This window comes from Variovorax paradoxus NBRC 15149 (assembly GCF_001591365.1).
GTDB lineage: Bacteria > Pseudomonadota > Gammaproteobacteria > Burkholderiales > Burkholderiaceae_C > Variovorax > Variovorax paradoxus.
The window spans coordinates 3,063,967-3,087,766 of sequence record NZ_BCUT01000001.1 but is presented as its reverse complement, the minus strand read 5'-3'; the positions used below and the strand labels follow the sequence as shown (position 1 = coordinate 3,087,766).

Here is a 23,800-nt window from a genome sequence, read left to right as displayed (position 1 = left end):
CTGTGGGCCGGCGCCTACTTCTGCTTCTTGTGTCCGCCCATCATCTCGAGCACGTTCATCTTCATGCCGTTGGACATCACCATGTCGCCGGGCTTCTGGTCCGCCTTGCAGGGGCCGATCCAACGGGCTTCCATGACGGCCGAGCCTTCGGCGCGCCCCATCAGCGGCGGGCTGTAGCTCGACTTGCTTTCCATGCGGTAGGCCGAGCTGAAGTCGCCGCTCATCACCGCGTGCGTGGTGGCGGTGGTGGGGCCGACCTTGCAGACCGAATCGACCACCAGCTTGCCGCCTTCGTTGCGCAGCTCCTGCTTCGAGCAGCTGTCCTTGCCCATGCCCTGCCCCATGTCGCGCAAGGCCTTGTCGGTGGCCGCGTCGATGCGCTGCTGGACGGTCTGGCTCGCGCCCTTGGCGCCGGTGCCGTCGCCGGTCTGTATTTCCCACAGGCCGGGCTTGCGCGCGGGATAGTCGATGGCCAGCGCGGGCAAGGCCGTGCTGCAGGCCAGCGTGAAGAGGGCAATGGCGGATGGGCGGATCTTCATGGCGGGCTCCCGGTCGAGACGATGCCCGGGTTCTACAGCGCGCGCGGCGCCGGTGGAATAGCGCAATCGGCCTACGCCGGCCGTGCCTGCACGGCCGCTGGCGCCGCCACGGCCTTGCGGGGACGCGAGGCCAGCCCGAAGCCGATGCCCAGCGCCAGCCCGCCGAGCACGTCGACCAGCACGTGCTGGCGCACCGCCATCGTCGAATAGACGATGGCCACGGCCCAGGCAATGTTGAGCGCGCGAGCCCACGCGGGCGCCGCCACCTCGCGCAGCTGCCGCGCGAGCACCACGCAGGCGAACACGGAGAACGACACATGCAGCGACGGAAACGCGTTGCCGGCCGCATCGACGGTTTTCAGCAAATGCAGCGAGGTGCCCGGGCGGGTGTCGATGCTGAAGTTCGGGATGGCGGTCGGCACGAACCAGAACACCACCAGCGCGATGCCGGTCATGAAGGCGCAGCCCAGCGCAAAGCTCCAGAGCTCCCGCCTGTCCTTGGCCAGGAACACCGGCAGCGCGATGTAGAGCCACAGCGAAAGATAGACCGGCAGCAGCGCCGGCCAGAAGGCGATCAGCCGGTCGAACGCGGTGAGCGGCAGCGTCCAGGGCGGGCCGGCGTTCTTCATGATCCAGAAATACAGCGGGAAGAACCCCGCGGTCGCGACCGTGTTGCCGACCAGCTTCAGCGGCCAGAGCGCACGGCACCGCCAGCCCAGGGCGCGAAGCCAGGGCTGCGGGTTCGAAGGCGGCGGATGCTCGGAAGAAGAAGGTGTCATGAACGCCCGATGCGGTGCGCCCGGGACTCGCGCAAGCGAGCCCGCGGCCCTACCAGGGCGTCCATTTTGATTCGCTTTGGGCCGAGGCCACCGTGCGCTCGATGAAGCGCACGCCGCGCGCGCCGTCTTCCACGCGCGGGTAGTCGGCCGCAATGGGATCGGCCGGCTGGCCTGCGTTCCGTGCGCGGATGTCCGCCACCACGCCGGCGTAGATGTTGGCAAAGGCCTCGATGAAGCCTTCGGGATGGCCGGCAGGCAGGCGGCTGGCGCGCTGCGCCGCCACGCACAGCCAGGGCGAGCCGCGCGTGAAGATCTGCTTCGGGCCGTCGTGCGGCAGGTGCACCAGCTGGCTCGGCTGCTCCTGCCGCCATTCGAGCGTGCCGAGCGTGCCCGACACGCGCAGCCGCAGGTCGTTCTCCAGGCCGGTGTTGATCTGCGAGGCAATCAGCACGCCGCGCGCGCCGCCCTTGAAGCGCAGCAGCAGGCTGCCGTCGTCGTCGAGCATGCGGCCCGGCACCAGCGCGCTCAGGTCGGCGCACAGGCTCTCGATCTCCAGACCGGTGACGCTCGCGACCAGGTTCTCTGCGTGCGAGCCGATGTCGCCGATGGCGCCGGCCGCGCCGCTCCGCGCGGGGTCGGTGCGCCAGTCGGCCTGCTTGTTGCCGGCGCCTTCGAGCTGGCTCGCGAGCCAGCCCTGGTTGTATTCGACCACCACCTTGCGCAGTTCGCCGAGCCGGCCCGAGCGGACCATCTCGCGCGCCTGCCGCACCATCGGATAGCCGGTGTAGTTGTAGGTCACGCCGAACAGCGTGCCCTGCTTCTTCACGGCCGCGACCAGCGCGTCGGCCTGCGCGCGCGTGTGCACCAGCGGCTTGTCGCACACCACGTGGAAGCCGGCTTCGACGAAGGCCTGCGCGACCGGAAAGTGCACGTGGTTGGGCGTGACGATCGAGACGAAGTCGATGCGCTCTTGCGGCGGGCGCTTGAGCTCATCGGCCAAGAGCGACTGCCAGTCGCCGTGGTTGCGGCCATCGGCCAGGTGCAGGTCGCGGCCCGAGGCGCGCGCCTTGTCCGGACTCGACGACAGCGCGCCGGCCACGAGCTCGATCTGCCCGTCGAGCGCCATGGCGTTGCGGTGCACGGCGCCGATGAAGGCGTTGCGGCCGCCGCCGACCATGGCGCAGCGGAGCTTGCGGGGAGGTGTATCGCTCATCAATATCCTCGATGGTCCTGGGTCACTGTCCCCTCTCCCTCCGGGAGAGGGCTAGGGTGAGGGCATCGGCGCTTGCGAGCACATGGCCTCGGCCATCGCCGCTGGCCCTCACCCCAACCCTCTCCCCGAGGGGAGAGGGAGCAAGGCAATCTCAGAACGGCGAGTTCGGGTGGTAGAAGTCCTTGGCGTTTTCCTTGGTGATCAGCACCGAAGGAATGATCGTGGTCGCAGGCAGCTTCTCGCCCTTCAGCCGCGCCTCGGCCGTGAGCTTGATCGCGTCGTAGATGAACTTGGGCGAGTAGCTCACGTCGGCGCCGATGCGCTTGTCCTTGCCGTCCATGATGGTCTTGACCATGCCCTTGGCGCCCGCGCCGCCGAAGACGATCTTGATGTCGTCGCGCTTGGCCTGCTCGATGGCCTTGAGCACGCCCACGGCCATGTCGTCGTCGGCCGCCCAGATGGCGTCGATGTTCTTGAAGCGCGTGAGGTAGTCCTGCGTGACCTTGAAGGCGTCGTCGCGGTTCCAGTTGGCGTACTTGGCGTCGAGCAGCTTGATATCGGGATAGTTCTTGAGCACCGCGTTGAAGGCGTCCATGCGCTCGTTGTCCAGCGTGGTCGCAATGCCGCGCAGCGCCACCACGTTGCCCTTGCCGCCGAGCTGCTTGGCGATGTACTCGGCCGGAATGCGGCCGAAGGCGGTGTTGTCGCCGGCCACGTAGGCGTCCTGCGCGCTGATGTCGGTGAGGCCGCGGTCGACCACGGTCACGTAGGCGCCCTTGGCCTTGACCTGCGCCACCGGCTTGGTCAGCGCGGCCGATTCGAACGGAAACACCACGAGCGCATTGATCTTGGTGACGGTCGACAGGTCTTGCAGCTGGTTCGCCTGCTCAGGCGCGTTGGCCGCGGTCTTGATCGTGATCTTCAGGTCCTTGTGTTCCTTCTCCAGGTCCTTCTTCGCCTGGTTGGCCCAGTAGTTGATGCCGCCCATGAAGCTGTGCGTGGCCGCCGGAATCGAGACGCCGAGGTTCACTTTCTCGGCGGCGAATGCGGGCAGGCTCGCGAGCGCCGCGGCCGCCACGGCCGTGAGTGCGATGCGACGTGTGAAGAAGCTTGTCATGCTGGATGTCTCCTTGTGGTTGATGAGTGATGAAGAGAAGGAACGAAACACGAGCGCACTAGCGGCGCCCTCTTTGCAGGAACGCGACGATGATGATCACGAAGCCCTGCACCGCGGCGTTGAGGTACACGCTGATGATGCTGGTGAGGTTCAGGATGTTGCTGATGACCGAGAGCAGGATGGCGCCCACCACGGTGCCCGTGATGCTGCCCGCGCCGCCCTTGAGCGCGGTGCCGCCGACGATCACCGCGGCAATCGCCTCGAGCTCCCACAAGAGGCCCGTGGTCGGCGAGGCCGATCCGAGGCGCGGCACGTACAGCAGCGTGGCAATGCCCACGCACACGCCCAGCAGCACGTAGGTGAGGATCTTCACGCGGTCCACGTCCACCGCCGCATAGCGCGCGACCTGCTCGTTGGAGCCGATGGCCTGCACGTAGCGCCCGTAGGCCGTGCGGTTCAATATGACGCCGCCGATGATCGCGACGATCACGAACACCCACACCGGCACCGGAATGCCCGCCAGGCTTGCGTAGTACACCGGCGCATAGAGGTCCGACAGGTCGTTGTCGAGCGTGAGCGCGCCGCCATCGGCAAAGTACGTGAGGTAGGCGCGGAAGATACCGAGCGTGCCCAGCGTGACGATGAAGGGCTCGATGCGCCCCTTGGTGATCAGGAGCCCGTGCGCCAGGCCGAACAGCGCGCCCAGCACCACCGCGAGCACCGCGCCCAGCACCACCGCCATCAATGGCGAGCCCGAGGCCGGACCGGCCCAGTTGATGAACATGATCACGCTGCCTGCAATGAGTGCCGCCATCGAGCCCACCGACAGGTCGATGCCGCCCGAGATGATCACGAAGCACATGCCCACCGCGATGATGCCGATGAAGGCCGTGCGCGTGAGCACGTTCGTCGCGTTGTCGACGGTCGCGAAGTCGCTGTTGAGCAGCGTGCCGCCGATGCACAGCAGCACCAGGCCGATGACCGGGCCGAGCCCGTGCAGGTGCTCGGTCCAGCGCGGCTTGCCCTCGCTGCGGTGTTGCGCGGCTTCAGGCTGCGGCATGGGTGTCTGCTGTTCCGGTGGCATGAGCGATGAGCTCCTCTTCAGTCAAGTGGTCGGCGTTGAGCATGGCAACCAGGCGGCCCGCGCGCATCACCGCGACGCGGTGGCACAGGCCGATGAGTTCCATCAGCTCCGACGAGACGACGATCACCGCGAGCCCTTCGCGGGCGAGTCGCTGGATCAGAAAGTAGATGTCGCGCTTGGCACCGACGTCGACGCCGCGCGTGGGCTCGTCGAGCACCACCACCTTGGGTTTGGGCTGCAGCACCTTGGCGAGCGCGAGCTTCTGCTGGTTGCCGCCCGAGAGCGACGAGGCGCGCACGTCGAGCGAGCCGGTGCGGATGCCGTAGTCCTTCACCGCCTCGGCGAGCGCGCCGCGTTCGGCCTCGGGCTGCAGCCAGGGCTGCGCATAGCGTTCGAGCGCCATCAGCGTGAGGTTCTGGCGCAGGCCGAAGTTCACGTGCAGGCCCTTGCCCTTGCGGTCTTCGCTCAGGTAGGTGAGACCGTGCTTCGCGGCGTCGCGCGGGCTGCGCCAGCCCTTGTGGTGCGGCACGGGCTTGCCGAGCATCTCGACCTGGCCGCTCGCGGGTCTGAGGCCCAGCAGGCCTTCGAACAGCTCGGTGCGGCCCGCGCCCACCAGCCCCGCGAAGCCGAGGATCTCGCCGGGGCGCACCTCGAAGCTCGCGTCCTGCGCCCAGCCGGGCACGCTGAAGCTGCGCACGCGCATGGCGGGCGCATCGGCGGCCACCACCAGGTCGCGCGGCGGGTACAGGTCGGCCAGCTCGCGGCCCACCATGAGGTTGGCCATCTGCTGGCGCGTGAGCTCGGGCGTGGGCGCACGCGCCACGAAGCGGCCGTCGCGCATCACGATCACCTCGTCGGTCACCTGCTCCACTTCGTCGAGCTTGTGCGAGATGTAGACGATGGTCACGCCATCGGCGCGCAGTTGCGCGATGAGCTTGAAGAGCCGTTCGGTTTCGCCCGGGGTCAGCGTGGCGGTCGGCTCGTCCATCACCAGCAGGCGCGCGCGGCGTGCAATGGCCTTGGCGATCTCGACGAGCTGCTTCTCGGCCACGATGAGCCTTCGCACCTTGGTGCGCGGGTCGACCTGCAGGCCGACGGCAGCGAGTGCAGCGGCGGCGTCGCGCTCCATCGCGGCGTCATCGAGCAGCCAGCCCTTCTTCTTCTCGTGGCCGAGGAAGATGTTCTGCGCCACGCTCAGGTCTTCGGCAAGGTTGAACTCCTGGTGGATCAGCACGATGCCCAGCGCCTCGGCGTCGCGCGAGCTCGTGAACTGCTGCGGCTGGCCGTTGATGCGCAGCGTGCCGCCGGTGAGCGGCTCGTAGCCCGACAGGATCTTCATCAGCGTGGACTTGCCCGCGCCGTTCTCGCCGAGCAGGCCGTACACGCGTCCAGGCGCCAGCGAGAAGCTCACGCCGTGCAGCACCTGCACCGGGCCGAAGGCCTTCACCACGCCGTCGAATTCGACCGCCACGCTTCCCTTGCCTTGTGCTTCTGCGTTTGTCATGGCGCCACTCCGCGGACCTTCAGTGTCTCGTGCATCGCGAGCACGCCGGCACCGACCAGGCCGCCCTGCACGCCCAGCGGCGTGTACTGGATTTCCAGGTGCCGCGTGGAGAGCGCGAGCGAGCGCTGGTACACGCTCTGCCGCACGGCCGCCAGGAACAGCGGCCCGATGCGCGTGATGCCGCCGCCGATGAACACATGCGAGGGATTGAAGAAGTTCACCACCGACGCCAGCATCTGGCCGATGAGGTTGCCGGCGCGCTGGATGATGCCGTTGGCCGCGGTATCGCCGGCGCGGCTCGCCTGGCCCACGTCGATGGCATCGATGCGCCCGTGCAGGCGCAGGCACTCGGCCAGCATGGCGCTTTCACCAGCCTCGGCCGCCTGCACCGCCATGCGCGTGATGGCCGGCCCTGCCGCCATGGCCTCGACGCAGCCGACGTTGCCGCAATGGCAGCGCGGCCCGTCCTGGTCCACGCAGATGTGGCCCACGTCGCCGGCCGAACCGGCCGCACCGCGATAGACCTCGCCATGGCAGACGATGCCGCAGCCGATGCCGGTGCCGATCTTGATCACGAGGAAGTTGTTGAGCGAACGCTTCAGCCGCCAGAGCTCGCCGAGGGCCATCAGGTTCACGTCGTTGTCGACGAAGACGGGCGCCGCGTAATCCTCGCGCAGGTAGTCGCGGATCGAGAAGCTGTCCCAGGCCGGCATCAGCGGCGGATTCACGAGCTGGCCGATCTCGAAGTTGACGGGGCCGGGCACGCCGATGCCGATGCCCAGCACGTCCTTCGCGCCGTGGCCGCAGCGCGCGAGCAGTTCGCGCATCAGCACACGCACCCGCGCCAGCACCACGGCCGGGCCTTCGCGCACATCGGCTGGCTCGTCGTGCTGCGCGAGCACCGTGAGGTCGGAGCGCAGCACCGCGACGTCGAGGCTGGTGGCGCCGATGTCGATGCCCACGAGCACGCCAAGCCCGGCATGCAGCTGCAGGTTCTCGGCGCGGCGCCCGCCCGACGAGCGCTGCAGGCCCGCTTCGGCCAAGAGGCCCTGTTCGACCAGGCCGGCGATCAGCGCATTGGCCTTGCTCTTGGAGAAGCCGAGCTGTTCGGCCATGGCATGGCGCGAGCCGCCGGCCGACCAGAAGGTGGTCTCCAGCAACCGCATCTCGTCTGCAGTGATGCCACTCCAGGGTGCCACGCGCTTTGTCTCCAATATTCTTTTGGCCGCCGGCTGCAGCAACCGCAGTCCGGGGCGAAGGCGAATACTAGGGGCGCAGCTTCAGCCGGACAAGGCCAAACTTCGACCATGTTCAGACCAAAGTGAGGCTTTTTGCAGGAGCGGCGGACGCAAAAAAGCCGCCCGGAGGCGGCTTTTTCGTGGAGCGCTTTTCTTCGCTCCTGCTTACTTCTTCTGGCGGTACTTGCGCAGCGCAGCGATCTGCGCAGCCATCACGGCCAGTTCCGACTGCGCCATGGCGATGTCGATGTCGCTCTTGGCGTTCTTGAGCGCTTCCTCGGCGGCTGCCTTGGCCTGGTTGGCCTTCTCGTCGTCGAGGTCCTTGCCGCGGATCGCGGTGTCGGACAGCACGGTGACGGCGTTGGGCTGCACTTCGAGAATGCCGCCGGCCACGAAGACGAACTCCTCGCCGCCGTCGGCCGTTTCGATGCGCACGGCGCCGGGGCGGATGCGCGTGATCAGCGGCGTGTGGCGCGGGTAGATGCCGAGCTCACCGGCTTCACCGGGCAGCGCGACGAACTTGGCTTCGCCCGAGAAGATCGACTCTTCCGCGCTGACCACGTCCACATGAATGGTGCCTGCCATGGTGATTCCTTGTTAAGCGACCTTCTTGGCCTTTTCGAACGCTTCGTCGATGCCGCCCACCATGTAGAACGCTTGTTCGGGCAGGTGGTCGGCTTCGCCGTTCACGATCATCTTGAAACCGCGGATGGTTTCGGCCAGCGGCACGTACTTGCCGGGCGAACCCGTGAACACTTCGGCCACGTGGAACGGCTGCGACAGGAAGCGCTGGATCTTGCGCGCGCGGGCCACGGCCAGCTTGTCTTCCGGTGCCAGTTCGTCCATGCCCAGAATCGCGATGATGTCGCGCAGTTCCTTGTAGCGCTGCAGCGTGCCTTGCACGGCGCGGGCCACGTTGTAGTGCTCTTCGCCGACCACGTTCGGGTCGAGCTGGCGCGAGGTCGAGTCGAGCGGGTCCACGGCGGGGTAGATACCGAGCGAAGCGATGTCGCGCGACAGCACCACGGTGGAGTCCAGGTGGGCGAAGGTGGTGGCGGGCGACGGGTCGGTCAAGTCGTCGGCCGGCACGTACACGGCCTGGATCGAGGTGATCGAGCCGACCTTGGTCGACGTGATCCGCTCCTGCAGGCGGCCCATTTCCTCGGCCAGCGTCGGCTGGTAGCCCACGGCGGAAGGCATGCGGCCCAAGAGAGCCGACACTTCGGTACCGGCCAGCGTGTAGCGGTAGATGTTGTCCACGAAGAACAGCACGTCGCGGCCTTCGTCGCGGAACGACTCGGCAATGGTCAGGCCGGTCAGTGCCACGCGCAGGCGGTTGCCCGGGGGTTCGTTCATCTGGCCGTAGACCATGGCGACCTTCGAGTCCTCGAGCTTCTCGAGGTTCACGACGCCGGAGTCGGCCATCTCGTGATAGAAGTCGTTGCCTTCGCGGGTACGTTCACCCACACCGGCGAACACCGACAGGCCCGAGTGAGCCTTGGCGATGTTGTTGATGAGTTCCATCATGTTCACGGTCTTGCCCACGCCGGCGCCGCCGAACAGGCCCACCTTGCCGCCCTTGGCGAACGGGCACACGAGGTCGATCACCTTGATGCCGGTTTCCAGCAGGTCCTGCGAAGGCGACAGTTCGTCGTATGCGGGGGCCTTGCGGTGGATCGATGCGGTGAGGTCCTGGCTCACGTCGCCGCGCTCGTCGATCGGACGGCCGAGCACGTCCATGATGCGGCCGAGCGTGGCCTTGCCGACGGGCACCGTGATGGGTGCGCCGGTGTTGGTGACGATCAGGCCGCGGCGCAGGCCGTCGGACGAGCCGAGCGCAATGGTGCGCACCACGCCGTCGCCGAGCTGCTGCTGGACTTCGAGGGTCAGCCCGCCGCCTTCGAATTTCAAGGCGTCATAGACCTTGGGCATCTGGTCACGCGGGAACTCCACGTCGACCACGGCGCCGATACATTGGACAATTTTTCCTTCAGCCATGGCGTTTCCTTCTGGATCTCAATAATGTTGCGACAGGTTCTTGCAGAAGCGTCCTTGTGCCATCGCGGGCCGCTTTTGCAAGAATGCCGGACGGGCCGGCACCCTTGATTTCTTCAGTTGCTTCCGATCAGCACTTCAGCGCCGCGGCCTGTGCGGCAAAGGCATCGCTGGCAGCCTTGCAGGCCTGGCCCAGCGCGGCCTTGTCGGTGCCCATCGAAGCCCAGGCTGCCTTGGTCTGCTCGACGCTTGCCTTCATCGCATCGGCGGCAGCGCCGCTTTGCGCCGACACGCACGCCTGGGCCTTGGCCAGGTAGTCGTTGCACTCCTGCGGCAGGTCCGCGGCCGATGCCGTGGGAGCGGCGGCTGCGGGCGCGGCCGGTGCAGCCGGAGCGGCAGGCGCCGCGGGAGCGGGCGCCGGTGCAGCGGCAGGTGCCGGCGGTGCAGCAGGCGCCTCTTCCTTCTTGGAGCAGGCAGTCAGCGCGGCGGCCATGGCCACCAGAACGAGAAGTTTCTTCATTTGTGCAGAGTCCCCAGAAAAAGGCCTTCGGTTATCGGTTCGCAGTGCGAAGCGCGAATGGCAATGTGGCCCGGTCCATTGCCGCAATCAAACACCGGCGGCCGCAGCGGCGCCGGACACGATTTCCGAAAGCTCCTTGGTGATGCCTGCCTGGCGGGTCTTGTTGTAGACCAGCTTGAGCTCGTTGATCACGTTGCCGGCGTTGTCCGTCGCCGCCTTCATTGCAACCATCCGGGCCGAGTGCTCGGACGCCATGTTCTCGGCCACGGCCTGGTAGACCAGCGACTCCACATAGCGCACCAGCAGCTCGTCGATCACGCTCTGCGCATCGGGCTCGTAGATGTAGTCCCACGAATGCTGGCCGGCCTCGACCTGCAGCGAGTCTGCGGCCAGCGGCAGCAGCTGCTCGACGAGCGGCTCCTGCTTGATCGTGTTGATGAACTTCGTGTAGCACAGGTACACGGCCGAGAGCTTGCCTTCTGCGTAGGCGTCGAGCAGCGTCTTGACCGGACCGATGAGCTTGTCCAGGTGCGGCGTGTCGCCCAGGTGGGTGACGTGGGCCACCACGCGCGCACCGATGCGGTTCAGGAAGCCCAGGCCCTTGCTGCCGATGGCCACCGACTCGATCGCGATGCCCGCGCCCTGGGCTTCCCGCAGCTTGCCGGTGACGGCGCGCAGCAGGTTGGTGTTCAAGCCGCCGCACAGGCCCTTGTCGCTCGTGACGATGATGAAGCCGATGGCCTTGGCCTCGTTCTTCTTCATGAACGCGTGCGTGTACTCGGGATTCGCCTTGCCCAGGTTGGCCGCGATGTTGCGGATCTTTTCGCTGTAGGGGCGGGCGGCACGCATGCGCTCTTGCGCCTTGCGCATCTTGGAAACCGAGACCATTTCCATGGCCTTGGTGATCTTCTTGGTGTTTTCCACCGATTTGATCTTGCCGCGGATTTCCTTACCAGCTGCCATGAGTGCTCCTTGTCCGGCCGATCAGGCGAACGACTTCTTGAACGACGTGATGGCGGCGGTCAGCTCGGCCTCGGCGTCCTTGTCGAGCGCCTTGGCCTTTTCGATCTTGTCGAGCAGCGCAGCATGGCTGGACTTCAGGAACTGGTGCAGGCCGTGTTCGAACGGCAGCACCTTCTTGATCTCCAGGTCGTCCATGAAGCCCTTGTTCACCGCGAACAGCGTGGCGCCCATCAGCGAGATCGGCAGCGGGCTGTACTGGGCCTGCTTGAGCAGTTCGGTCACGCGGGCACCGCGGTCGAGCTGCTTGCGGGTGGCTTCGTCCAGGTCGGAGGCGAACTGCGCGAATGCAGCCAGCTCACGGTACTGGGCGAGGTCGGTACGGATACCGCCCGACAGGCCCTTGATGACCTTGGTCTGCGCCGACGAACCCACGCGCGACACCGAGATACCGGCGTTGATAGCGGGGCGGATACCGGCGTTGAACAGGTTGGTTTCCAGGAAGATCTGGCCGTCGGTGATGGAGATCACGTTGGTCGGAACGAAGGCGGACACGTCGCCGGCCTGCGTTTCGATGATCGGCAGCGCCGTCAGCGAACCGGTCTTGCCCTTGACTTCACCCTTGGTGAAGGCTTCGACGTAGTCGGCGTTCACGCGGGCTGCGCGCTCGAGCAGACGCGAGTGGAGATAGAACACGTCGCCGGGGTAGGCTTCGCGGCCCGGCGGGCGGCGCAGCAGCAGCGAAACCTGGCGGTAGGCCACGGCTTGCTTGGAGAGGTCGTCATACACGATGAGCGCGTCTTCGCCGCGGTCGCGGAAGTATTCGCCCATGGTGCAGCCCGAGTAGGCCGACACGTATTGCATGGCGGCCGATTCGGAGGCCGATGCGGCCACCACGATGGTGTAGTCCATCGCGCCGGCTTGTTCGAGTGCGCGCACCACGTTCTTGATCGACGAAGCCTTCTGGCCGATCGCAACGTAGACGCAGGTCATGTTCTGACCCTTCTGGTTGATGATCGCGTCGATTGCCACGGCGGTCTTGCCGGTCTGGCGGTCGCCGATGATCAGCTCGCGCTGGCCACGGCCGATCGGCACCATCGAGTCGATCGACTTGAGGCCGGTCTGCATCGGCTGGTCGACCGACTTGCGGGCGATCACGCCCGGTGCGACCTTCTCGATCACGTCGGTCATCTTGGCGTTGATGGGGCCCTTGCCGTCGATCGGCTGGCCCAGGGCATTCACCACGCGGCCGATGAGCTCGGGGCCGACGGGCACTTCCAGGATGCGGCCCGTGCACTTGACGGTGTCGCCTTCGGAGATGTGCTCGTACTCGCCCAGGATCACGGCGCCGACCGAGTCGCGCTCGAGGTTCAGCGCGAGGCCGAACGACGGCGTGCCGTCGGCCGTGGGCGGGAACTCGAGCATTTCGCCCTGCATCGCGTCGGACAGGCCGTGCACGCGCACGATGCCGTCGGTCACCGAAACCACGGTGCCCTCGTTGCGGATGTTCGCGCTGACTCCGAGGCCCTCGATGCGGCTCTTGATCAGTTCGGAAATTTCTGCGGGATTGAGTTGCATGACTCTTTCCTTCTTTCTTTGAGGCTACAAGTAGAGGGCTGAAGACCGTCAGGCCGCCAGCGCAACTTTCATTTGTTCAAGGCGCGCTTTGACGGAGGTGTCGAGCACCTCGTCGCCGACCACCACACGAATGCCGCCGATCAGTTCCGGCTCTTGCTGGACCGTGACCTGCAGCTTGCGGCCGAAGCGCTTTTCGAGCGCAGCCGCCACATTGGCCAGGGCCGATGCGTCGATCGGGAAGGCGCTGTAGACCACGGCGTCGGACGAACCGCTCTTCGCGTTGGCCAGTGCCCGGAACTGCTTCGCAATTTCCGGCAGCACCGAGAAGCGCCCGTTCTCGAGGAGCGCACCCAGGAAGTTCTGGGCATGGGCGGGCAGCGGCACACCGAAGGCGCCGGCGACCACGCCGAGAACCTGCTCGGCCGTGGCCTTGGGGTTGTCGGCGAACTGCTGGAGCTCCGGATTGGCCGCGATGACGGCCATCTTTTCGAGCCAGGCGCTGGTGCCGGCAACGTCGGACGACGAGGCCTTGAAGAGCGCCTCGGCGTAGGGGCGTGCAATGGTGGCGAGTTCTGCCATGGCTTCTATCAGAGTTCGGTCTGCAGGCGGGCGAGCAAATCGGCGTGAACGCCTGCATTCACTTCCTTGCGCAGGATCTGCTCTGCGCCCTTGACAGCCAGGGCCGCGACTTGCTCGCGCAGTGCTTCGCGCGCCTTCAGTGCCTGCTGGTCGGCTTCGACGCGTGCGGCTGCAACGATCTTGTTGCCTTCCTCGGTCGCGCGGGCCTTGGCCTCTTCAACGATGGCCTGGGCGCGACGTTCGGCGTCGGCAAGACGTTGTGCGGACTCGTTGCGTGCCTGGCCCAGTTCGGCTTCCACGCGCTTGTTGGCGGCGGAGAGTTCGGACTTGGCCTTGTCGGCGGCAGCGAGGCCTTCGGCGATCTTCGCAGCGCGGTCGTCCAGCGCCTTCGCGATCGGCGGCCACACGAACTTCATCGTGAACCCGACCAGGATCAGGAACACGATCATCTGAACGATCAGGGTACCGGTAATGCTCACTTTTCACCCTCTCTTTGGGATTGAATGCGAAGCCATTCCACAGAGGGGAACGACGACACGGGTCCGACGAGAAAGACTTACTTCGGCAGGTTGGCGATCTGAGCCAGGAACGGGTTGGCCGTTGCGAACCAGAGGGCGATACCGGTGCCGATAATGAAAGCAGCGTCGATCAGACCGGCCAGCAGGAACATCTTGGTTTGAAGTTCACCCATGAGTTCAGGCTGACGTGCGGCCGACTCGAGGTACTTGCTGCCCATGATGCCGATGCCGATACATGCGCCCACAGCGCCCAGACCGATGATCAGGCCGGCGGCCAGTGCAACAAAGCTAATAACTTCCATGATGACTCCTAGAGGACTTTGGTTGAAGAGAAAACAAAAAACGAAAACGAAAACGGATGATCAGTGGTGATCGTGGGCCTGGCCGATATAGACCAGCGCCAGCATCATGAACACGAACGCCTGCAGCGTGATGATCAGGATGTGGAAGATGGCCCAGGCGGTACCCGCAACGATGTGGCCGAGCGCCAGCAGCACGCCGGTGGTCGACAGCGTCCAGGCGCCGCCCATCAGCGCGATCAGCAGGAAGATCAGCTCGCCGGCATACATGTTGCCGAACAGCCGCATGCCGTGCGAGACGGTCTTGGCGACGAACTCGATCATCTGCATGGCGAAGTTGAACGGATACAGCGCCCAGTGGTTGCCGAACGGCGCCGTGAAGAGCTCGTGCACCCAGCCGCCCAGGCCCTTGATCTTGATGTTGTAGTAGAGGCAGACCAGCAGCACGCCCACCGACAGGCCCATTGTCACGGAGAGGTCGGCCGTGGGCACGACGCGCAGGTAGGCGTGGTGCGGGTCTTCGCCGGCGATGTGGAAGATCTTGGCCCAGATCGCCGGGAACAAATCGACCGGGAACAGGTCCATTGCATTGAGCAGGAAGATCCAGACGAAGATCGTGAGCGCCAGCGGGGCAACGAACTTGCGGCTGGTGGCGTTGTGGACGATGCCCTTGGCCTGCTGGTCGACCATTTCTACCAGCAGTTCGACGGCCGCTTGAAAACGGCCGGGAACGCCCGAAGTAGCCTTGCGGGCAGCCAGCCAGAGCAGCCAGCAACCCAGGATGCCCAGTGCTATCGAGAAGAAGAGCGAGTCGAAATTGAAAACCGAAAAGTCCGCAACACCCCCAGGCTTGGAGCTTTGCAGGTGCGTCAAGTGGTGAATGATGTATTCACCCGCGGTCTGACCATGTTCCGCAGCGTTTTCAGCAGCCATTCAGTTACTCGTCTCTATGTTGCCGGCGCCGGGGCGAGAACATCACCGCCAACCAGGCCGCCTTCATTGTCACCACCAGGCCGATCAGCATTGCTGGCCAGCTCAGCGCCGTTATCAGCCTTGGCGCTGCGAACAACATCGCAATCGACAAGGCCATCTTGACCATTTCCCACAGGAAGAACCCAACCACCGCAGTGCCCGGATTCAGGGAAGAAAACCGGCCGGTCAGCCCCCGCGCGAACACCGCAGCAGGAATGACCACCGCAATCGCGCCGTAGCCGGCGGACCACCCCAGATTTTGCCTCCCCGTCAGTCCCCAGGCGGCCAAAGCCACCAGCAGACCGACAACCAACTGCCCCGCGATGACCCACCAGGGGGAGATCGAGGGATGCCTTGCTCGCAGTTCACGCGCCTCATCGGCGGTCAACGGCTTGTATTCTGCGTCGAGGTCTTCCGCGACTTGTTCATCTTTTCGGGCGATTGTTTTCATTTCGAATGAAGCCCGGATGACGACCCAGAATTTCTACAAAGCCATTGATTATAAGTAAAAACCCAGCCCATCCGACCACCCGAGCTGTCGCGTTTGCAAATCGAGGCTTCATCGGCTGACGAGAACCCGACCTGCCGCGCGCAACCATAATTCCAGCATGCACCCTCTTACCGCCGCACTCCCCTCCACGCTCTGCTATCTCGACGGCGAGTACACCGCGCTCAAGGACGCACGCATCAGCGTGCTCGACCGCGGCTTCATCTTCGGCGACGGCGTCTATGAAGTCGTCCCCGTCTACGGCGGCCAGCCCTTCTGCTTCGAGGAGCACATGGCGCGCCTCGATCGCTCGCTGGCCGAACTGCAGATCGCCAATCCGCTCACGCTCGCCCAGTGGCGAGGCATCGTGATGCGGCTCGTCGAGCCGGGCGGCGATGCGCCCCAGGCCGTGTACTTTCAAATTACCCGCGGTGTCGCGCCGCGCGATCATGCCATGACCCGTGGCGTGCACCCGACCGTGTTCGTGATGGTGAACCCGCTGCCGCCGGCGGCCGACGCCGTGCGCGCCAAGGGCGTGGCCTGCGTGAGCGCGGACGACTTCCGCTGGCAGAAGGCGCACATCAAGAGCACCAGCCTGCTGGGCGCGGTGCTGGCGCGGCAGATCAGCGTCGAGGCCGGCGCGGCCGAGACCATCATGTTCCGCGGCGAATGGCTCAGCGAGGCCTCGTCGAGCAACGTGTGGATCGTGAAGGACGGCGGCCTCGTGGGGCCGCCCAAGGACAACCTGGTGCTGACCGGCATCCGCTACGGCCTGCTCGAACGCCTGTGCGCCGAGTGCGGCATCCCGTTTGCGCTGCGCCGCATCTCTCGCGACGAGGTGTTCGGCGCCGACGAGCTGCTGCTCTCGTCGGCCAGCAAGGAAGTGCTGCCGGTCGTGACGCTCGATGGCCAGGCGATTGGAAATGGCCGTCCCGGCCCCATCTACCAAGCCTTGTACGCGGCTTACCAAGAGGCCAAGCAGCGCAATGCCCAGCAGCCACACAAGCAAGGAGCGACCACCGCATGAGCAGCAGCACCACCAACGACATCACCGACACCGGCGCTCCGATTCCCGATCCGCGCAAGGAATCGCTGATCGAGTACCCCTCGCAGTTCCCGATCAAGGTCATGGGCGTCAAGGCCGATGGCTTCGTGCACGCGATCACCCAGATTGCCGAGCGCTTCGATCCGGCCTTCGACGCCGCCACGGTCGAGCTGCGCGACAGCAAGGCGGGCAACTACCTGGGCGTGACGATCACCGTCACCGCCACCAGCCGCGAGCAGCTCGACGATCTCTACCGCGCGCTGTCGGCCCATCCGATGGTCAAGGTCGTTCTCTGAAGAAAGCGCCGGGTACGCGATGAGCACGGGCATCGAAGCGACATGGCTGGGCGCCGCCGACTACGCCGCCACCTACGGCGCAATGAAGCAGTTCACGCTCGAACGCCAGCCCGAGACGCCCGATGCGCTGTGGATCTGCGAGCATGCGCCGGTCTTCACGCAGGGGATCGCGGGCAAGCAGGACCACATCCTGAACCCTGGCGCGATCCCGGTCGTGCAGACCGACCGCGGCGGCCAGGTCACCTTCCACGGCCCGGGCCAGGTGGTGGCCTATCCGCTGATCGACCTTCGGCGCGCGGGCTACTTCGTGAAGGAATACGTCTACCGCATCGAGGAATCGGTGCTGCGCACGCTGGCCCACTTCGGCGTGACGGGCCACCGCGTGGCGGGCGCACCCGGCATCTACGTGCGACTCGACGATCCTTTCTCGCATGCCGCGCTGACCGGCCCGCTGCCCGCCGGCGACCCGTTCCGCGGCCTCGGCAAGATCGCCGCGCTCGGCATCAAGGTGAGCCGCCATGCCACCTACCACGGCGTGGCGCTCAACGTCGCGATGGACCTCGAACCCTTCTCGCGCATCAATCCTTGCGGCTATGCGGGGCTGCAAACGGTCGATCTTTCTACAATCGGGGTCCAAACCACATGGGAAGAAGCTGCCCGGGTCCTGAGCCAGAAGCTCGGCACCTACCTGGCGCCTTAGCAATCCAATGAGCACCACAGAAGTCGTCCGCGACGCCCAGAGCGCCGAAACCTACAACCCGCTCGCCAAGCAGAAGGCCGCGGCCAAGCTCTCGCGCATCCCCGTCAAGGTGGTGCAGCAGGGCGAGGTGCTCAAGAAGCCCGAATGGATCCGCGTGAAGGCCGGCAGCCCCACCACGCGCTTCTACGAGATCAAGCAGATCCTGCGCGAGAGCAACCTGCACACGGTCTGCGAGGAAGCCTCGTGCCCGAACATCGGCGAATGCTTCGGCAACGGCACGGCCACCTTCATGATCATGGGCGACAAGTGCACGCGCCGCTGCCCGTTCTGCGACGTGGGCCACGGCCGCCCCGACCCGCTCGACAAGGACGAGCCGCTCAACCTCGCCAAGACCATCGCCAAGCTGCGCCTGAAGTACGTGGTGATCACCAGCGTCGACCGCGACGACCTGCGCGACGGCGGCAGCCAGCATTTCGTCGACTGCATCACGAACATCCGCGAGCTCTCGCCGATGACGCAGATCGAGATCCTGGTGCCCGACTTCCGCGGCCGCGACGACCGCGCGCTCGAGATCCTCAAGGCCGCGCCGCCGGACGTGATGAACCACAACCTCGAGACCGCGCCGCGCCTCTACAAGGAAGCGCGCCCCGGCAGCGACTACCAGTTCAGCCTCAACCTGCTGAAGAAGTTCAAGGCGCTGCATCCGCAGGTTCCGACCAAGAGCGGCATCATGGTGGGCCTGGGCGAAACCGACGAAGAGATCCTGCAGGTGATGCGCGACATGCGCGCCCACGACATCGACATGCTGACCATCGGCCAGTACCTGTCGCCGTCGGGCTCGCACCTGCCGGTGCGCCGCTACGTGCACCCCGACACCTTCAAGATGTTCGAGGAAGAGGCCTACAAGATGGGCTTCAGCCACGCGGCCGTGGGCGCGATGGTGCGTTCGAGCTACCACGCGGACCAGCAGGCGCACGCCGCGGGCGTCTGACAAACGGCCGCCGGCGCGCCTTATCGCCCGCCGGCCATCCCCGGTGACGCGTCCCGCACGGACGCAGCCTGCCGGCCGCCGAACACCGCGAAGCTGAGCGCCGCGGTCAACCAGGCGCCGAGCGCGCCGTACAGCATGACCCATCCGAAGCCGTGGGTCACGGCGGCCTGCAGGAGCGCACCGGAAGCATCCGGCACCGCCAGCGTGGCCGCCAGCGCCTGCTGCGCCCCCGCCACGTCCCCGCCCGCGAGCTGCTCGGCCAATGCGCGCAGCCGCGCCGCATCGAGCGCCGTCCCCAGCGAGCCCCGCAGCGCGGCCAGGATGCCCGCCACCAGCACCAGGCCCATCACCGCGATGTTGATGGCCAGCGAGATGAGGCGCGCGCTGACGTCCATGCCCGAGGCCATGCCGGCGCGGTGCGCGGGCACCGAGGCGGTGGTCATGTTGGTCGCGGGCGTGGTGGTCAGGCCCAGGCCGATGCCGGCGACCAGCGCACCGGGCAGCACCGTCCAGCCGCCCAGCTGCGCGAGGCCGCTGCCCCACTTCATCGCGATGAAGCCCAGGCCGATCAGGAACAGGCCTGCGGGAATCACGAAGCGCGCCTGGTAGCGCAGCAGCAGCCACTGCGCGATCGGCGGCATCACGAGGAAGGGCACCGTGTAGACCAGCAGCGCCAGGCCGGCGGCGGTCGTGCCGTAGCCCAGGCCGGCGGAGAAATACAGCGGCAGGTAGATCATGAACGGCCAGTAGCTGCAGTTCATGCCGATGCAGCCGAGGATGGCGCCCGAGAAGTCGCGGATGCGGAACACCGAGAAGTCGAACATCGGGTGCGGATGGAAGCGCTCGACCGCGACGAAGGCCGCGAGCCCCGCCGCGGTGGCGGCCATCAGGCCCAGCGCGGCCGGGCTGCTCCAGCCCAGGCTGTCGCCCTGCGTGATCAGCCAGGTGAGCCCGAGCACCGCGGTGGTCAGCGTGACGATGCCCGCCAGGTCCAGCTTCTGCTGGCGGGCCAGCGGATCGCGCGACTCCGCCACGCCGGCCATGATCAGCGCCAGCCCCAGCAGCGCCAGCGGCACGTGCGCAAGGAAGACCCAGTGCCAGCTGGCCAGCGCAATGATCGCGCCGCCCACCACCGGCCCGAACCCCAGGCCGATGCCGGCCACCACGCCCCAGATCGCGAAGGCGCGGCCGCGCGCCCGGCCGTCCGGAAACTGGTGCGACAGGATCGCAATCGAGCAGATGAACATCGCGCCGCCCGCCATGCCCTGCAGGAAGCGCGCGGCAATCAGCGCCGGCGTGCTGGGCGCCAGGCCGCACAGCAGCGAGGCCAGGCCGAAGGCCAGCACCGTGAGCGCGAACATGCGGCGCCGTCCGTAGCGGTCGGCCAGGGTGCCGGTGGCCATCAGCACCGTGGTGCAGGCGATGGTGTAGGCGTTCATGATCCATTGCAGGTCGCGGAAGCCGGCGTGCAGCCGCGCTTCGAGCACCGGCAGGATGATCGGCACGCTGGAAATCTCCAGGCCGAACATCAGCGCCGCCAGGCAGATGGCGGCCAGCGCGAGAGAGGGATGGCGGGGGGAAGAGGACATGGGGACGTGAAGGGAAAGTAGGTGGTCCGGGGCATTCTCAAGACCCCGATTTCATTAGGCAAATGATTAAATTTACTTCCACTCAGGAAGCGACTTCATTAATCTGGCGGCCATGAACTTCGATACCGGCCTCCTGCAAGCCTTCACCGCCGTCCACCGCGCCAATGGCTTCACGCGCGCCGCCGAGCAGCTGCACCTGACGCAATCGGCGGTCAGCCACCAGATCCGCCGGCTCGAGGAACTGGTCGGGCGCCCGCTGTTCCACCGCACCACGCGGCGCCTGCGCCTGACCGCCGACGGCGAAGACTTTCTTCGCCATGCCGAGCGCATCCTGCAGGCGCAGGACGCGCTGGCGCGGCACTTCCGCTGCTCGCCGATCGAAGGCACGGTGCGCTTCGGCGTGCCCGAGAGCTTCATGAGCGAGGGCCTGCCGCAGCTCCTGCAACAGTTCGCGCGCAGCTGCCCCAACGTGAGGCTGGAGGTGAGCGTGGGCCTGACGCTCGACCTGGCGACGATGGTGCGCGAGCGCGAGCTCGACCTGGCGGTGGTGGTGTCGGTCTCGGGCGAGGTCGAGGGCACGCTGCTGCGGCGCCTGCCGATGGTGTGGGCCGCGGCCGAGGGCTTCGAGCGCACGGACGGCGCCTCGCTGCCGCTGGCCTATTCGCCGCCGCCCTGCGTGTGCCGCCAGGTCAGCATCGATGCGCTGAACCAGGCCGGCATTCCCTGGCACGGCGCCTTCAGCTCGCACAGCCTGCAGGACCTGCGCACGGCCGCGCTGAGCGGCCTGGCCGTGGCCACCTTCACGCGCGACAACCTGCGCCCCGGCATGGCGGTGCTGGACGAGCGCCATGGCCTGCCGGCGCTGCCGATGCTGGACTTCACCTTGGCCTACGGCGAAGGCGATGCGGGGGAGCGCAGCCCGGCCGTGGCCGAGCTCGGCCGACTGATCGAGCAGGCCGAGTGGGCGCACCGGGACAAGGCCGCGCGGCGGCCGCGCCGCACGCTGCGCGCGGCGTAGGCGCACGCCCGTCGCGTGCGGCTCACCGCCGGGCCGGGGTCTTCGCTATCCTGCCGTCTGGCCAAGACGAAGGATCGAATTTTGCAAACGCACCCTGCCATTCAAGCCGCCATGGAGCGCGGCTTCGGCGCCATCGCCGACCTGGTTCGCCTCCACGCGCAACACACGCCCGGCCACGCCGCGCTCGCGGACGCGCAACAGGCGCTGGACTACAGCGCGCTCGACGCGCTGATGGACCGCGTCGCGGCCGCCCTGCAGCGCGACGGCCTCGGGCCGGGCGATGCCATCGCGGTCTGCGCGGCGTCCTCGGTGAACTATGCGGCGGTGTTCCTCGGCGCCTTGCGCGCGGGCGTCGCGGTCGCGCCGCTGGCGCCCGGCTCCACGCCGGCCAGCCTGGCTCGCATGATCGAGGATGCCGATGCGCGCGTTCTCTTCACCGATGCCTCGGCGGCCGAGGTGGTCGGCCCTGCGAAGGAAGGCGGCATCCCGCGCGTGGCGCTCGACGGCTCCGCCGCGGGGCAGGCCCTCGAGGGCTGGCTGGCCCCCGCGGGCACGCAGCCGCGCGCCGTCGAGACGCAGCCTTCCTGGCCCTTCAACATCATCTATTCGTCGGGCACCACCGGCGAGCCCAAGGGCATCGTGCAGGGCCACGGCATGCGCTGGGCCCATGTGCAGCGCGGCGCCAGGTACGGCTACGGCCCCGACACCGTCACGCTGCTGTCGACGCCGCTCTATTCGAACACCACGCTGGTGGTGTTCTTTCCGACCATCGCCTTCGGCGGCTGCGTGGTGCTGATGCCCAAGTTCGACGCGCTCGGTTATTTGCAGCTGGCCGCGCAGCGCCGCGTGACGCACACGATGCTGGTGCCGGTGCAGTACCAGCGCCTGATGGCGCATCCGCGCTTCGATGCGCACGACCTCTCGTCCTTCCGCTTCAAGTTCAGCACCAGCGCGCCCTTCAACGCCGCGCTCAAGGCCGACGTGCTGGGGCGCTGGCCCGGCGGGCTGATCGAGTTCTACGGCATGACCGAAGGCGGCGGCACCTGCATCCTCGAAGCCCATCTGCACCCGGACAAGCTGCACACCGTCGGCCAGCCGGCCGAAGGCAGCGACATCCGCCTGATCGACGAGGAGGGCCGCGAAATCCCGCGTGCCAACATCGAACTGGCCGGCGAGGTGGTGGGCCATTCGGGCGGCATGATGACCGGCTACCACCGCCAGCCCGAGAAGACGCGCGAAGCGGAATGGTTCGACGCCGCCGGCAAGCGCTTCATCCGCACAGGCGACATCGGCCGCTTCGACGCCGAGGGCTTCCTCACGCTGTTCGACCGCAAGAAGGACATGATCATCAGCGGCGGCTTCAACATCTATCCGAGCGATCTCGAAGCCGTGCTGCGCGGCCATGCCGCCGTGGCCGACGTGGCGGTGGCCGGCGTGCCGTCGGAGCAATGGGGCGAGACGCCGGTGGCCTTCGTGGTGCGCCGCGAGGGTGACGGCACGTCCGAGGACGCGCTGCTGCAATGGGCCAACGCGCAGCTCGGCAAGACGCAGCGCCTGGCGCGGCTGCAGTTCATTGACGAGTTGCCGCGCAGCGCGATCGGCAAGGTGCTCAAGCGCGAACTGCGTGAACTCGCCGGCCGCTGAAACGCAGGCGCGGGCAGCCGCGCCCTCCGAACACGGCGGCGGCAACGGCCTGCTGTGGCTGCTGGCCGCCGTCGCGCTGCTGTTCGCCTTCCTGCGCCCGCGCGCGCCGATGGACTGGCTCCGGCTGGTCGACTGGCAGACCGTGGGCGCGCTCGCGGGGCTGCTCGCGATCACGCAGGGGGTCGAGAAAAGCGGCATGCTGCAGGCCGCCGCGCAGCGCCTGCTCGCGCGCACGCACAGCCAGCGCAGCCTGGCGCTGCTGCTGACCGCCAGCGCGGCGTTCCTGTCCGCGCTGGTGACCAACGACGTGAGCCTGTTCCTGCTGGTGCCGCTCACGCGCGTGCTCGCCAGCCAGGCGCACCTGCCGCTCGCGCGGCTGGTGGTGCTCGAGGCACTGGCGGTCAATGCGGGTTCGGCCCTCACGCCCATCGGCAATCCGCAGAACCTTTACCTCTGGCACCGCTCGGGCGAGAGCTTCGTCGGCTTCATGGGCATGATGCTGCCGACCGTGGCCGTGATGCTGTTCTGGCTCTTCGCGGCGGCCTGGCTGCTGGTGCCGCGCACGCCCATCGCGCTCAAGCCCGAGACCGAAGCCGTGCCGGTGCAGCCGCGCCTCCTTGCACTGGCGGGCGTCCTGTTCATCGGCTTCGTGGTCGCGCTCGACCGGCACTGGCTGCTCGCGGGCCTGGGCGTGGTGTTCGCGGTGTTCCTGCTGAGCTATCCGCGCGTGCTGAAAGACATCGACTGGGCGCTGCTCGCGATCATTGCGCTGATGTTCGTGGACCTGCGCCAGCTGGCCGAACTGCAGGCGATCGGGTCGCTGCTGAACCACTGGCCCATCACCGAAGGATGGCGCGCCTACCTTGCCGCCATCGTCACTTCGCAATTCATCAGCAACGTGCCGGCGGCGATCCTGCTCGACGGCCATGTGCGCGACCTGCCGGCGCTCGCGGCCGGCGTGAGCGTGGGCGGCTTCGGCTGCGTGCTGGGCTCGCTGGCCAACCTGATCGCGCTGCGCCTGGCCAGGCTGCCGCACGGGCTGCGCGAGTTCCATCGCATCAGCATTCCGTTCCTGCTGGTGTGCGCGGCCTCGGCGCTGCTGCTGCGGCTCGGGTGACAGGCGGGGAGCGCCGCA

25 protein-coding genes are annotated in these 23,800 nt (G+C 67.0%); 7 read left to right on the top strand and 18 right to left on the bottom strand.

The features are described 5' to 3' along the window. Positions 1-14 precede the first annotated feature (14 nt). The 17 genes from VPA02S_RS14460 to VPA02S_RS14380 form a co-directional block, all read right to left on the bottom strand. A complete protein-coding gene (locus VPA02S_RS14460; RefSeq protein WP_062364263.1) occupies positions 15-539 on the bottom strand; it encodes a DUF3617 domain-containing protein in 525 nt (174 codons plus the stop codon). Positions 540-610: 71 nt separating this feature from the next. After that, positions 611-1,318: a phosphatase PAP2 family protein gene (locus VPA02S_RS14455; RefSeq protein WP_062364261.1), complete on the bottom strand. Its 708-nt coding sequence runs from the start codon at positions 1,316-1,318 to the stop codon at positions 611-613. A 49-nt stretch (positions 1,319-1,367) separates the two neighbouring features. Beyond that, entirely contained in the window at positions 1,368-2,531 is a 1,164-nt protein-coding gene (locus VPA02S_RS14450) for a Gfo/Idh/MocA family protein (protein ID WP_062364259.1), read from the bottom strand. A gap of 151 nt (positions 2,532-2,682) precedes the next feature. Further along, on the bottom strand, positions 2,683-3,648 hold the full coding sequence (locus VPA02S_RS14445; RefSeq protein ID WP_027730147.1) for a substrate-binding domain-containing protein: 966 nt from the start codon (positions 3,646-3,648) through the stop codon (positions 2,683-2,685). 58 nt (positions 3,649-3,706) lie between these two features. Then, positions 3,707-4,708, bottom strand: coding sequence for an ABC transporter permease (locus VPA02S_RS14440; protein WP_028254172.1), 1,002 nt, complete (start codon positions 4,706-4,708; stop codon positions 3,707-3,709). Then, the gene (locus VPA02S_RS14435; protein WP_028254173.1) at positions 4,695-6,236 is read right to left on the bottom strand and encodes a sugar ABC transporter ATP-binding protein; all 1,542 of its coding nucleotides are present in this window, start codon (positions 6,234-6,236) and stop codon (positions 4,695-4,697) included. Before VPA02S_RS14435 ends, VPA02S_RS14440 begins: the two co-directional genes overlap by 14 nt. Next, positions 6,233-7,402, bottom strand: coding sequence for an ROK family protein (locus tag VPA02S_RS14430; protein ID WP_028254174.1), 1,170 nt, complete (start codon positions 7,400-7,402; stop codon positions 6,233-6,235). The genes VPA02S_RS14435 and VPA02S_RS14430 overlap by 4 nt, the downstream gene beginning before the upstream one ends. Before the next feature lie 237 nt (positions 7,403-7,639). Beyond that, entirely contained in the window at positions 7,640-8,059 is a 420-nt protein-coding gene (locus VPA02S_RS14425) for a F0F1 ATP synthase subunit epsilon (protein WP_015867628.1), read from the bottom strand. Positions 8,060-8,071: 12 nt separating this feature from the next. Next, a complete protein-coding gene (gene atpD / locus VPA02S_RS14420) occupies positions 8,072-9,472 on the bottom strand; it encodes a F0F1 ATP synthase subunit beta (protein ID WP_015867629.1) in 1,401 nt (466 codons plus the stop codon). A 127-nt stretch (positions 9,473-9,599) separates the two neighbouring features. Then, positions 9,600-9,989 (bottom strand): hypothetical protein, encoded by a 390-nt coding sequence (locus tag VPA02S_RS14415; protein WP_018906554.1) that lies wholly within the window; start codon positions 9,987-9,989, stop codon positions 9,600-9,602. A gap of 87 nt (positions 9,990-10,076) precedes the next feature. Continuing rightward, positions 10,077-10,952, bottom strand: a complete 876-nt coding sequence (gene atpG, locus VPA02S_RS14410; protein WP_018906553.1) for a F0F1 ATP synthase subunit gamma — start codon at positions 10,950-10,952, stop codon at positions 10,077-10,079. Between the two features lie 21 nt (positions 10,953-10,973). Then, positions 10,974-12,527 (bottom strand): F0F1 ATP synthase subunit alpha, encoded by a 1,554-nt coding sequence (gene atpA, locus VPA02S_RS14405; protein ID WP_015867632.1) that lies wholly within the window; start codon positions 12,525-12,527, stop codon positions 10,974-10,976. A gap of 48 nt (positions 12,528-12,575) precedes the next feature. Continuing rightward, positions 12,576-13,106: a F0F1 ATP synthase subunit delta gene (locus VPA02S_RS14400; RefSeq protein WP_062364257.1), complete on the bottom strand. Its 531-nt coding sequence runs from the start codon at positions 13,104-13,106 to the stop codon at positions 12,576-12,578. 8 nt (positions 13,107-13,114) lie between these two features. Next, positions 13,115-13,585 (bottom strand): F0F1 ATP synthase subunit B, encoded by a 471-nt coding sequence (locus tag VPA02S_RS14395; RefSeq protein ID WP_007830193.1) that lies wholly within the window; start codon positions 13,583-13,585, stop codon positions 13,115-13,117. 77 nt (positions 13,586-13,662) lie between these two features. Next, positions 13,663-13,926, bottom strand: coding sequence for a F0F1 ATP synthase subunit C (gene atpE / locus VPA02S_RS14390; protein WP_007830191.1), 264 nt, complete (start codon positions 13,924-13,926; stop codon positions 13,663-13,665). A 60-nt stretch (positions 13,927-13,986) separates the two neighbouring features. Further along, positions 13,987-14,856 (bottom strand): F0F1 ATP synthase subunit A, encoded by an 870-nt coding sequence (gene atpB, locus VPA02S_RS14385; RefSeq protein WP_015867634.1) that lies wholly within the window; start codon positions 14,854-14,856, stop codon positions 13,987-13,989. Positions 14,857-14,860: 4 nt separating this feature from the next. After that, positions 14,861-15,346, bottom strand: coding sequence for an ATP synthase subunit I (locus VPA02S_RS14380; protein WP_015867635.1), 486 nt, complete (start codon positions 15,344-15,346; stop codon positions 14,861-14,863). 157 nt (positions 15,347-15,503) lie between these two features. Between VPA02S_RS14380 and VPA02S_RS14375 the strand changes: the two genes are divergently transcribed. From VPA02S_RS14375 to lipA, 4 genes are read left to right on the top strand one after another with little or no spacing between them, the layout of a single operon-like run. Next, positions 15,504-16,409 carry a D-amino acid aminotransferase gene (locus tag VPA02S_RS14375; protein ID WP_062364255.1) on the top strand — a complete coding sequence of 302 codons (906 nt, stop codon included), beginning with the start codon at positions 15,504-15,506 and terminating at the stop codon, positions 16,407-16,409. After that, on the top strand, positions 16,406-16,723 hold the full coding sequence (locus VPA02S_RS14370; protein ID WP_062364253.1) for a YbeD family protein: 318 nt from the start codon (positions 16,406-16,408) through the stop codon (positions 16,721-16,723). The genes VPA02S_RS14375 and VPA02S_RS14370 overlap by 4 nt, the downstream gene beginning before the upstream one ends. Positions 16,724-16,742: 19 nt before the next feature. Further along, a complete protein-coding gene (lipB, locus tag VPA02S_RS14365) occupies positions 16,743-17,423 on the top strand; it encodes a lipoyl(octanoyl) transferase LipB (RefSeq protein ID WP_062364252.1) in 681 nt (226 codons plus the stop codon). A 7-nt stretch (positions 17,424-17,430) separates the two neighbouring features. Continuing rightward, positions 17,431-18,414 (top strand): lipoyl synthase, encoded by a 984-nt coding sequence (gene lipA, locus VPA02S_RS14360; RefSeq protein WP_062364250.1) that lies wholly within the window; start codon positions 17,431-17,433, stop codon positions 18,412-18,414. Between the two features lie 20 nt (positions 18,415-18,434). On the opposite strand, the gene VPA02S_RS14355 is transcribed toward lipA, so the two are convergent. Next, complete coding sequence (locus VPA02S_RS14355; RefSeq protein ID WP_015867640.1) at positions 18,435-20,003, bottom strand: MFS transporter; 1,569 nt, start codon at positions 20,001-20,003, stop codon at positions 18,435-18,437. Between the two features lie 112 nt (positions 20,004-20,115). On the opposite strand from VPA02S_RS14355, the gene VPA02S_RS14350 reads away from it, so the two are divergent. The 3 genes from VPA02S_RS14350 to VPA02S_RS14340 all read left to right on the top strand — a co-directional run bounded on the left by VPA02S_RS14350 (position 20,116) and on the right by VPA02S_RS14340 (position 23,782). Next, a complete protein-coding gene (locus VPA02S_RS14350) occupies positions 20,116-21,021 on the top strand; it encodes a LysR family transcriptional regulator (RefSeq protein ID WP_015867641.1) in 906 nt (301 codons plus the stop codon). A gap of 111 nt (positions 21,022-21,132) precedes the next feature. Beyond that, the gene (locus tag VPA02S_RS14345; protein WP_015867642.1) at positions 21,133-22,665 is read left to right on the top strand and encodes a class I adenylate-forming enzyme family protein; all 1,533 of its coding nucleotides are present in this window, start codon (positions 21,133-21,135) and stop codon (positions 22,663-22,665) included. Next, entirely contained in the window at positions 22,646-23,782 is a 1,137-nt protein-coding gene (locus VPA02S_RS14340) for an SLC13 family permease (protein WP_015867643.1), read from the top strand. Before VPA02S_RS14345 ends, VPA02S_RS14340 begins: the two co-directional genes overlap by 20 nt. Positions 23,783-23,800 lie beyond the last annotated feature (18 nt).

Coding starts and splice junctions, on each gene's coding strand:
- VPA02S_RS14460 (WP_062364263.1), bottom strand. CDS start 539: ATGAAGATCCGCCCATCCGCCATTGCCCTCTTCACGCTGGCCTGCAGC.
- VPA02S_RS14455 (WP_062364261.1), bottom strand. CDS start 1,318: ATGACACCTTCTTCTTCCGAGCATCCGCCGCCTTCGAACCCGCAGCCC.
- VPA02S_RS14450 (WP_062364259.1), bottom strand. CDS start 2,531: ATGAGCGATACACCTCCCCGCAAGCTCCGCTGCGCCATGGTCGGCGGC.
- VPA02S_RS14445 (WP_027730147.1), bottom strand. CDS start 3,648: ATGACAAGCTTCTTCACACGTCGCATCGCACTCACGGCCGTGGCGGCC.
- VPA02S_RS14440 (WP_028254172.1), bottom strand. CDS start 4,708: ATGCCGCAGCCTGAAGCCGCGCAACACCGCAGCGAGGGCAAGCCGCGC.
- VPA02S_RS14435 (WP_028254173.1), bottom strand. CDS start 6,236: ATGACAAACGCAGAAGCACAAGGCAAGGGAAGCGTGGCGGTCGAATTC.
- VPA02S_RS14430 (WP_028254174.1), bottom strand. CDS start 7,402: ATGCGGTTGCTGGAGACCACCTTCTGGTCGGCCGGCGGCTCGCGCCAT.
- VPA02S_RS14425 (WP_015867628.1), bottom strand. CDS start 8,059: ATGGCAGGCACCATTCATGTGGACGTGGTCAGCGCGGAAGAGTCGATC.
- atpD (WP_015867629.1), bottom strand. CDS start 9,472: ATGGCTGAAGGAAAAATTGTCCAATGTATCGGCGCCGTGGTCGACGTG.
- VPA02S_RS14415 (WP_018906554.1), bottom strand. CDS start 9,989: ATGAAGAAACTTCTCGTTCTGGTGGCCATGGCCGCCGCGCTGACTGCC.
- atpG (WP_018906553.1), bottom strand. CDS start 10,952: ATGGCAGCTGGTAAGGAAATCCGCGGCAAGATCAAATCGGTGGAAAAC.
- atpA (WP_015867632.1), bottom strand. CDS start 12,527: ATGCAACTCAATCCCGCAGAAATTTCCGAACTGATCAAGAGCCGCATC.
- VPA02S_RS14400 (WP_062364257.1), bottom strand. CDS start 13,106: ATGGCAGAACTCGCCACCATTGCACGCCCCTACGCCGAGGCGCTCTTC.
- atpE (WP_007830191.1), bottom strand. CDS start 13,926: ATGGAAGTTATTAGCTTTGTTGCACTGGCCGCCGGCCTGATCATCGGT.
- atpB (WP_015867634.1), bottom strand. CDS start 14,856: ATGGCTGCTGAAAACGCTGCGGAACATGGTCAGACCGCGGGTGAATAC.
- VPA02S_RS14380 (WP_015867635.1), bottom strand. CDS start 15,346: ATGAAAACAATCGCCCGAAAAGATGAACAAGTCGCGGAAGACCTCGAC.
- VPA02S_RS14375 (WP_062364255.1), top strand. CDS start 15,504: ATGCACCCTCTTACCGCCGCACTCCCCTCCACGCTCTGCTATCTCGAC.
- VPA02S_RS14370 (WP_062364253.1), top strand. CDS start 16,406: ATGAGCAGCAGCACCACCAACGACATCACCGACACCGGCGCTCCGATT.
- lipB (WP_062364252.1), top strand. CDS start 16,743: ATGAGCACGGGCATCGAAGCGACATGGCTGGGCGCCGCCGACTACGCC.
- lipA (WP_062364250.1), top strand. CDS start 17,431: ATGAGCACCACAGAAGTCGTCCGCGACGCCCAGAGCGCCGAAACCTAC.
- VPA02S_RS14355 (WP_015867640.1), bottom strand. CDS start 20,003: ATGTCCTCTTCCCCCCGCCATCCCTCTCTCGCGCTGGCCGCCATCTGC.
- VPA02S_RS14350 (WP_015867641.1), top strand. CDS start 20,116: ATGAACTTCGATACCGGCCTCCTGCAAGCCTTCACCGCCGTCCACCGC.
- VPA02S_RS14345 (WP_015867642.1), top strand. CDS start 21,133: ATGGAGCGCGGCTTCGGCGCCATCGCCGACCTGGTTCGCCTCCACGCG.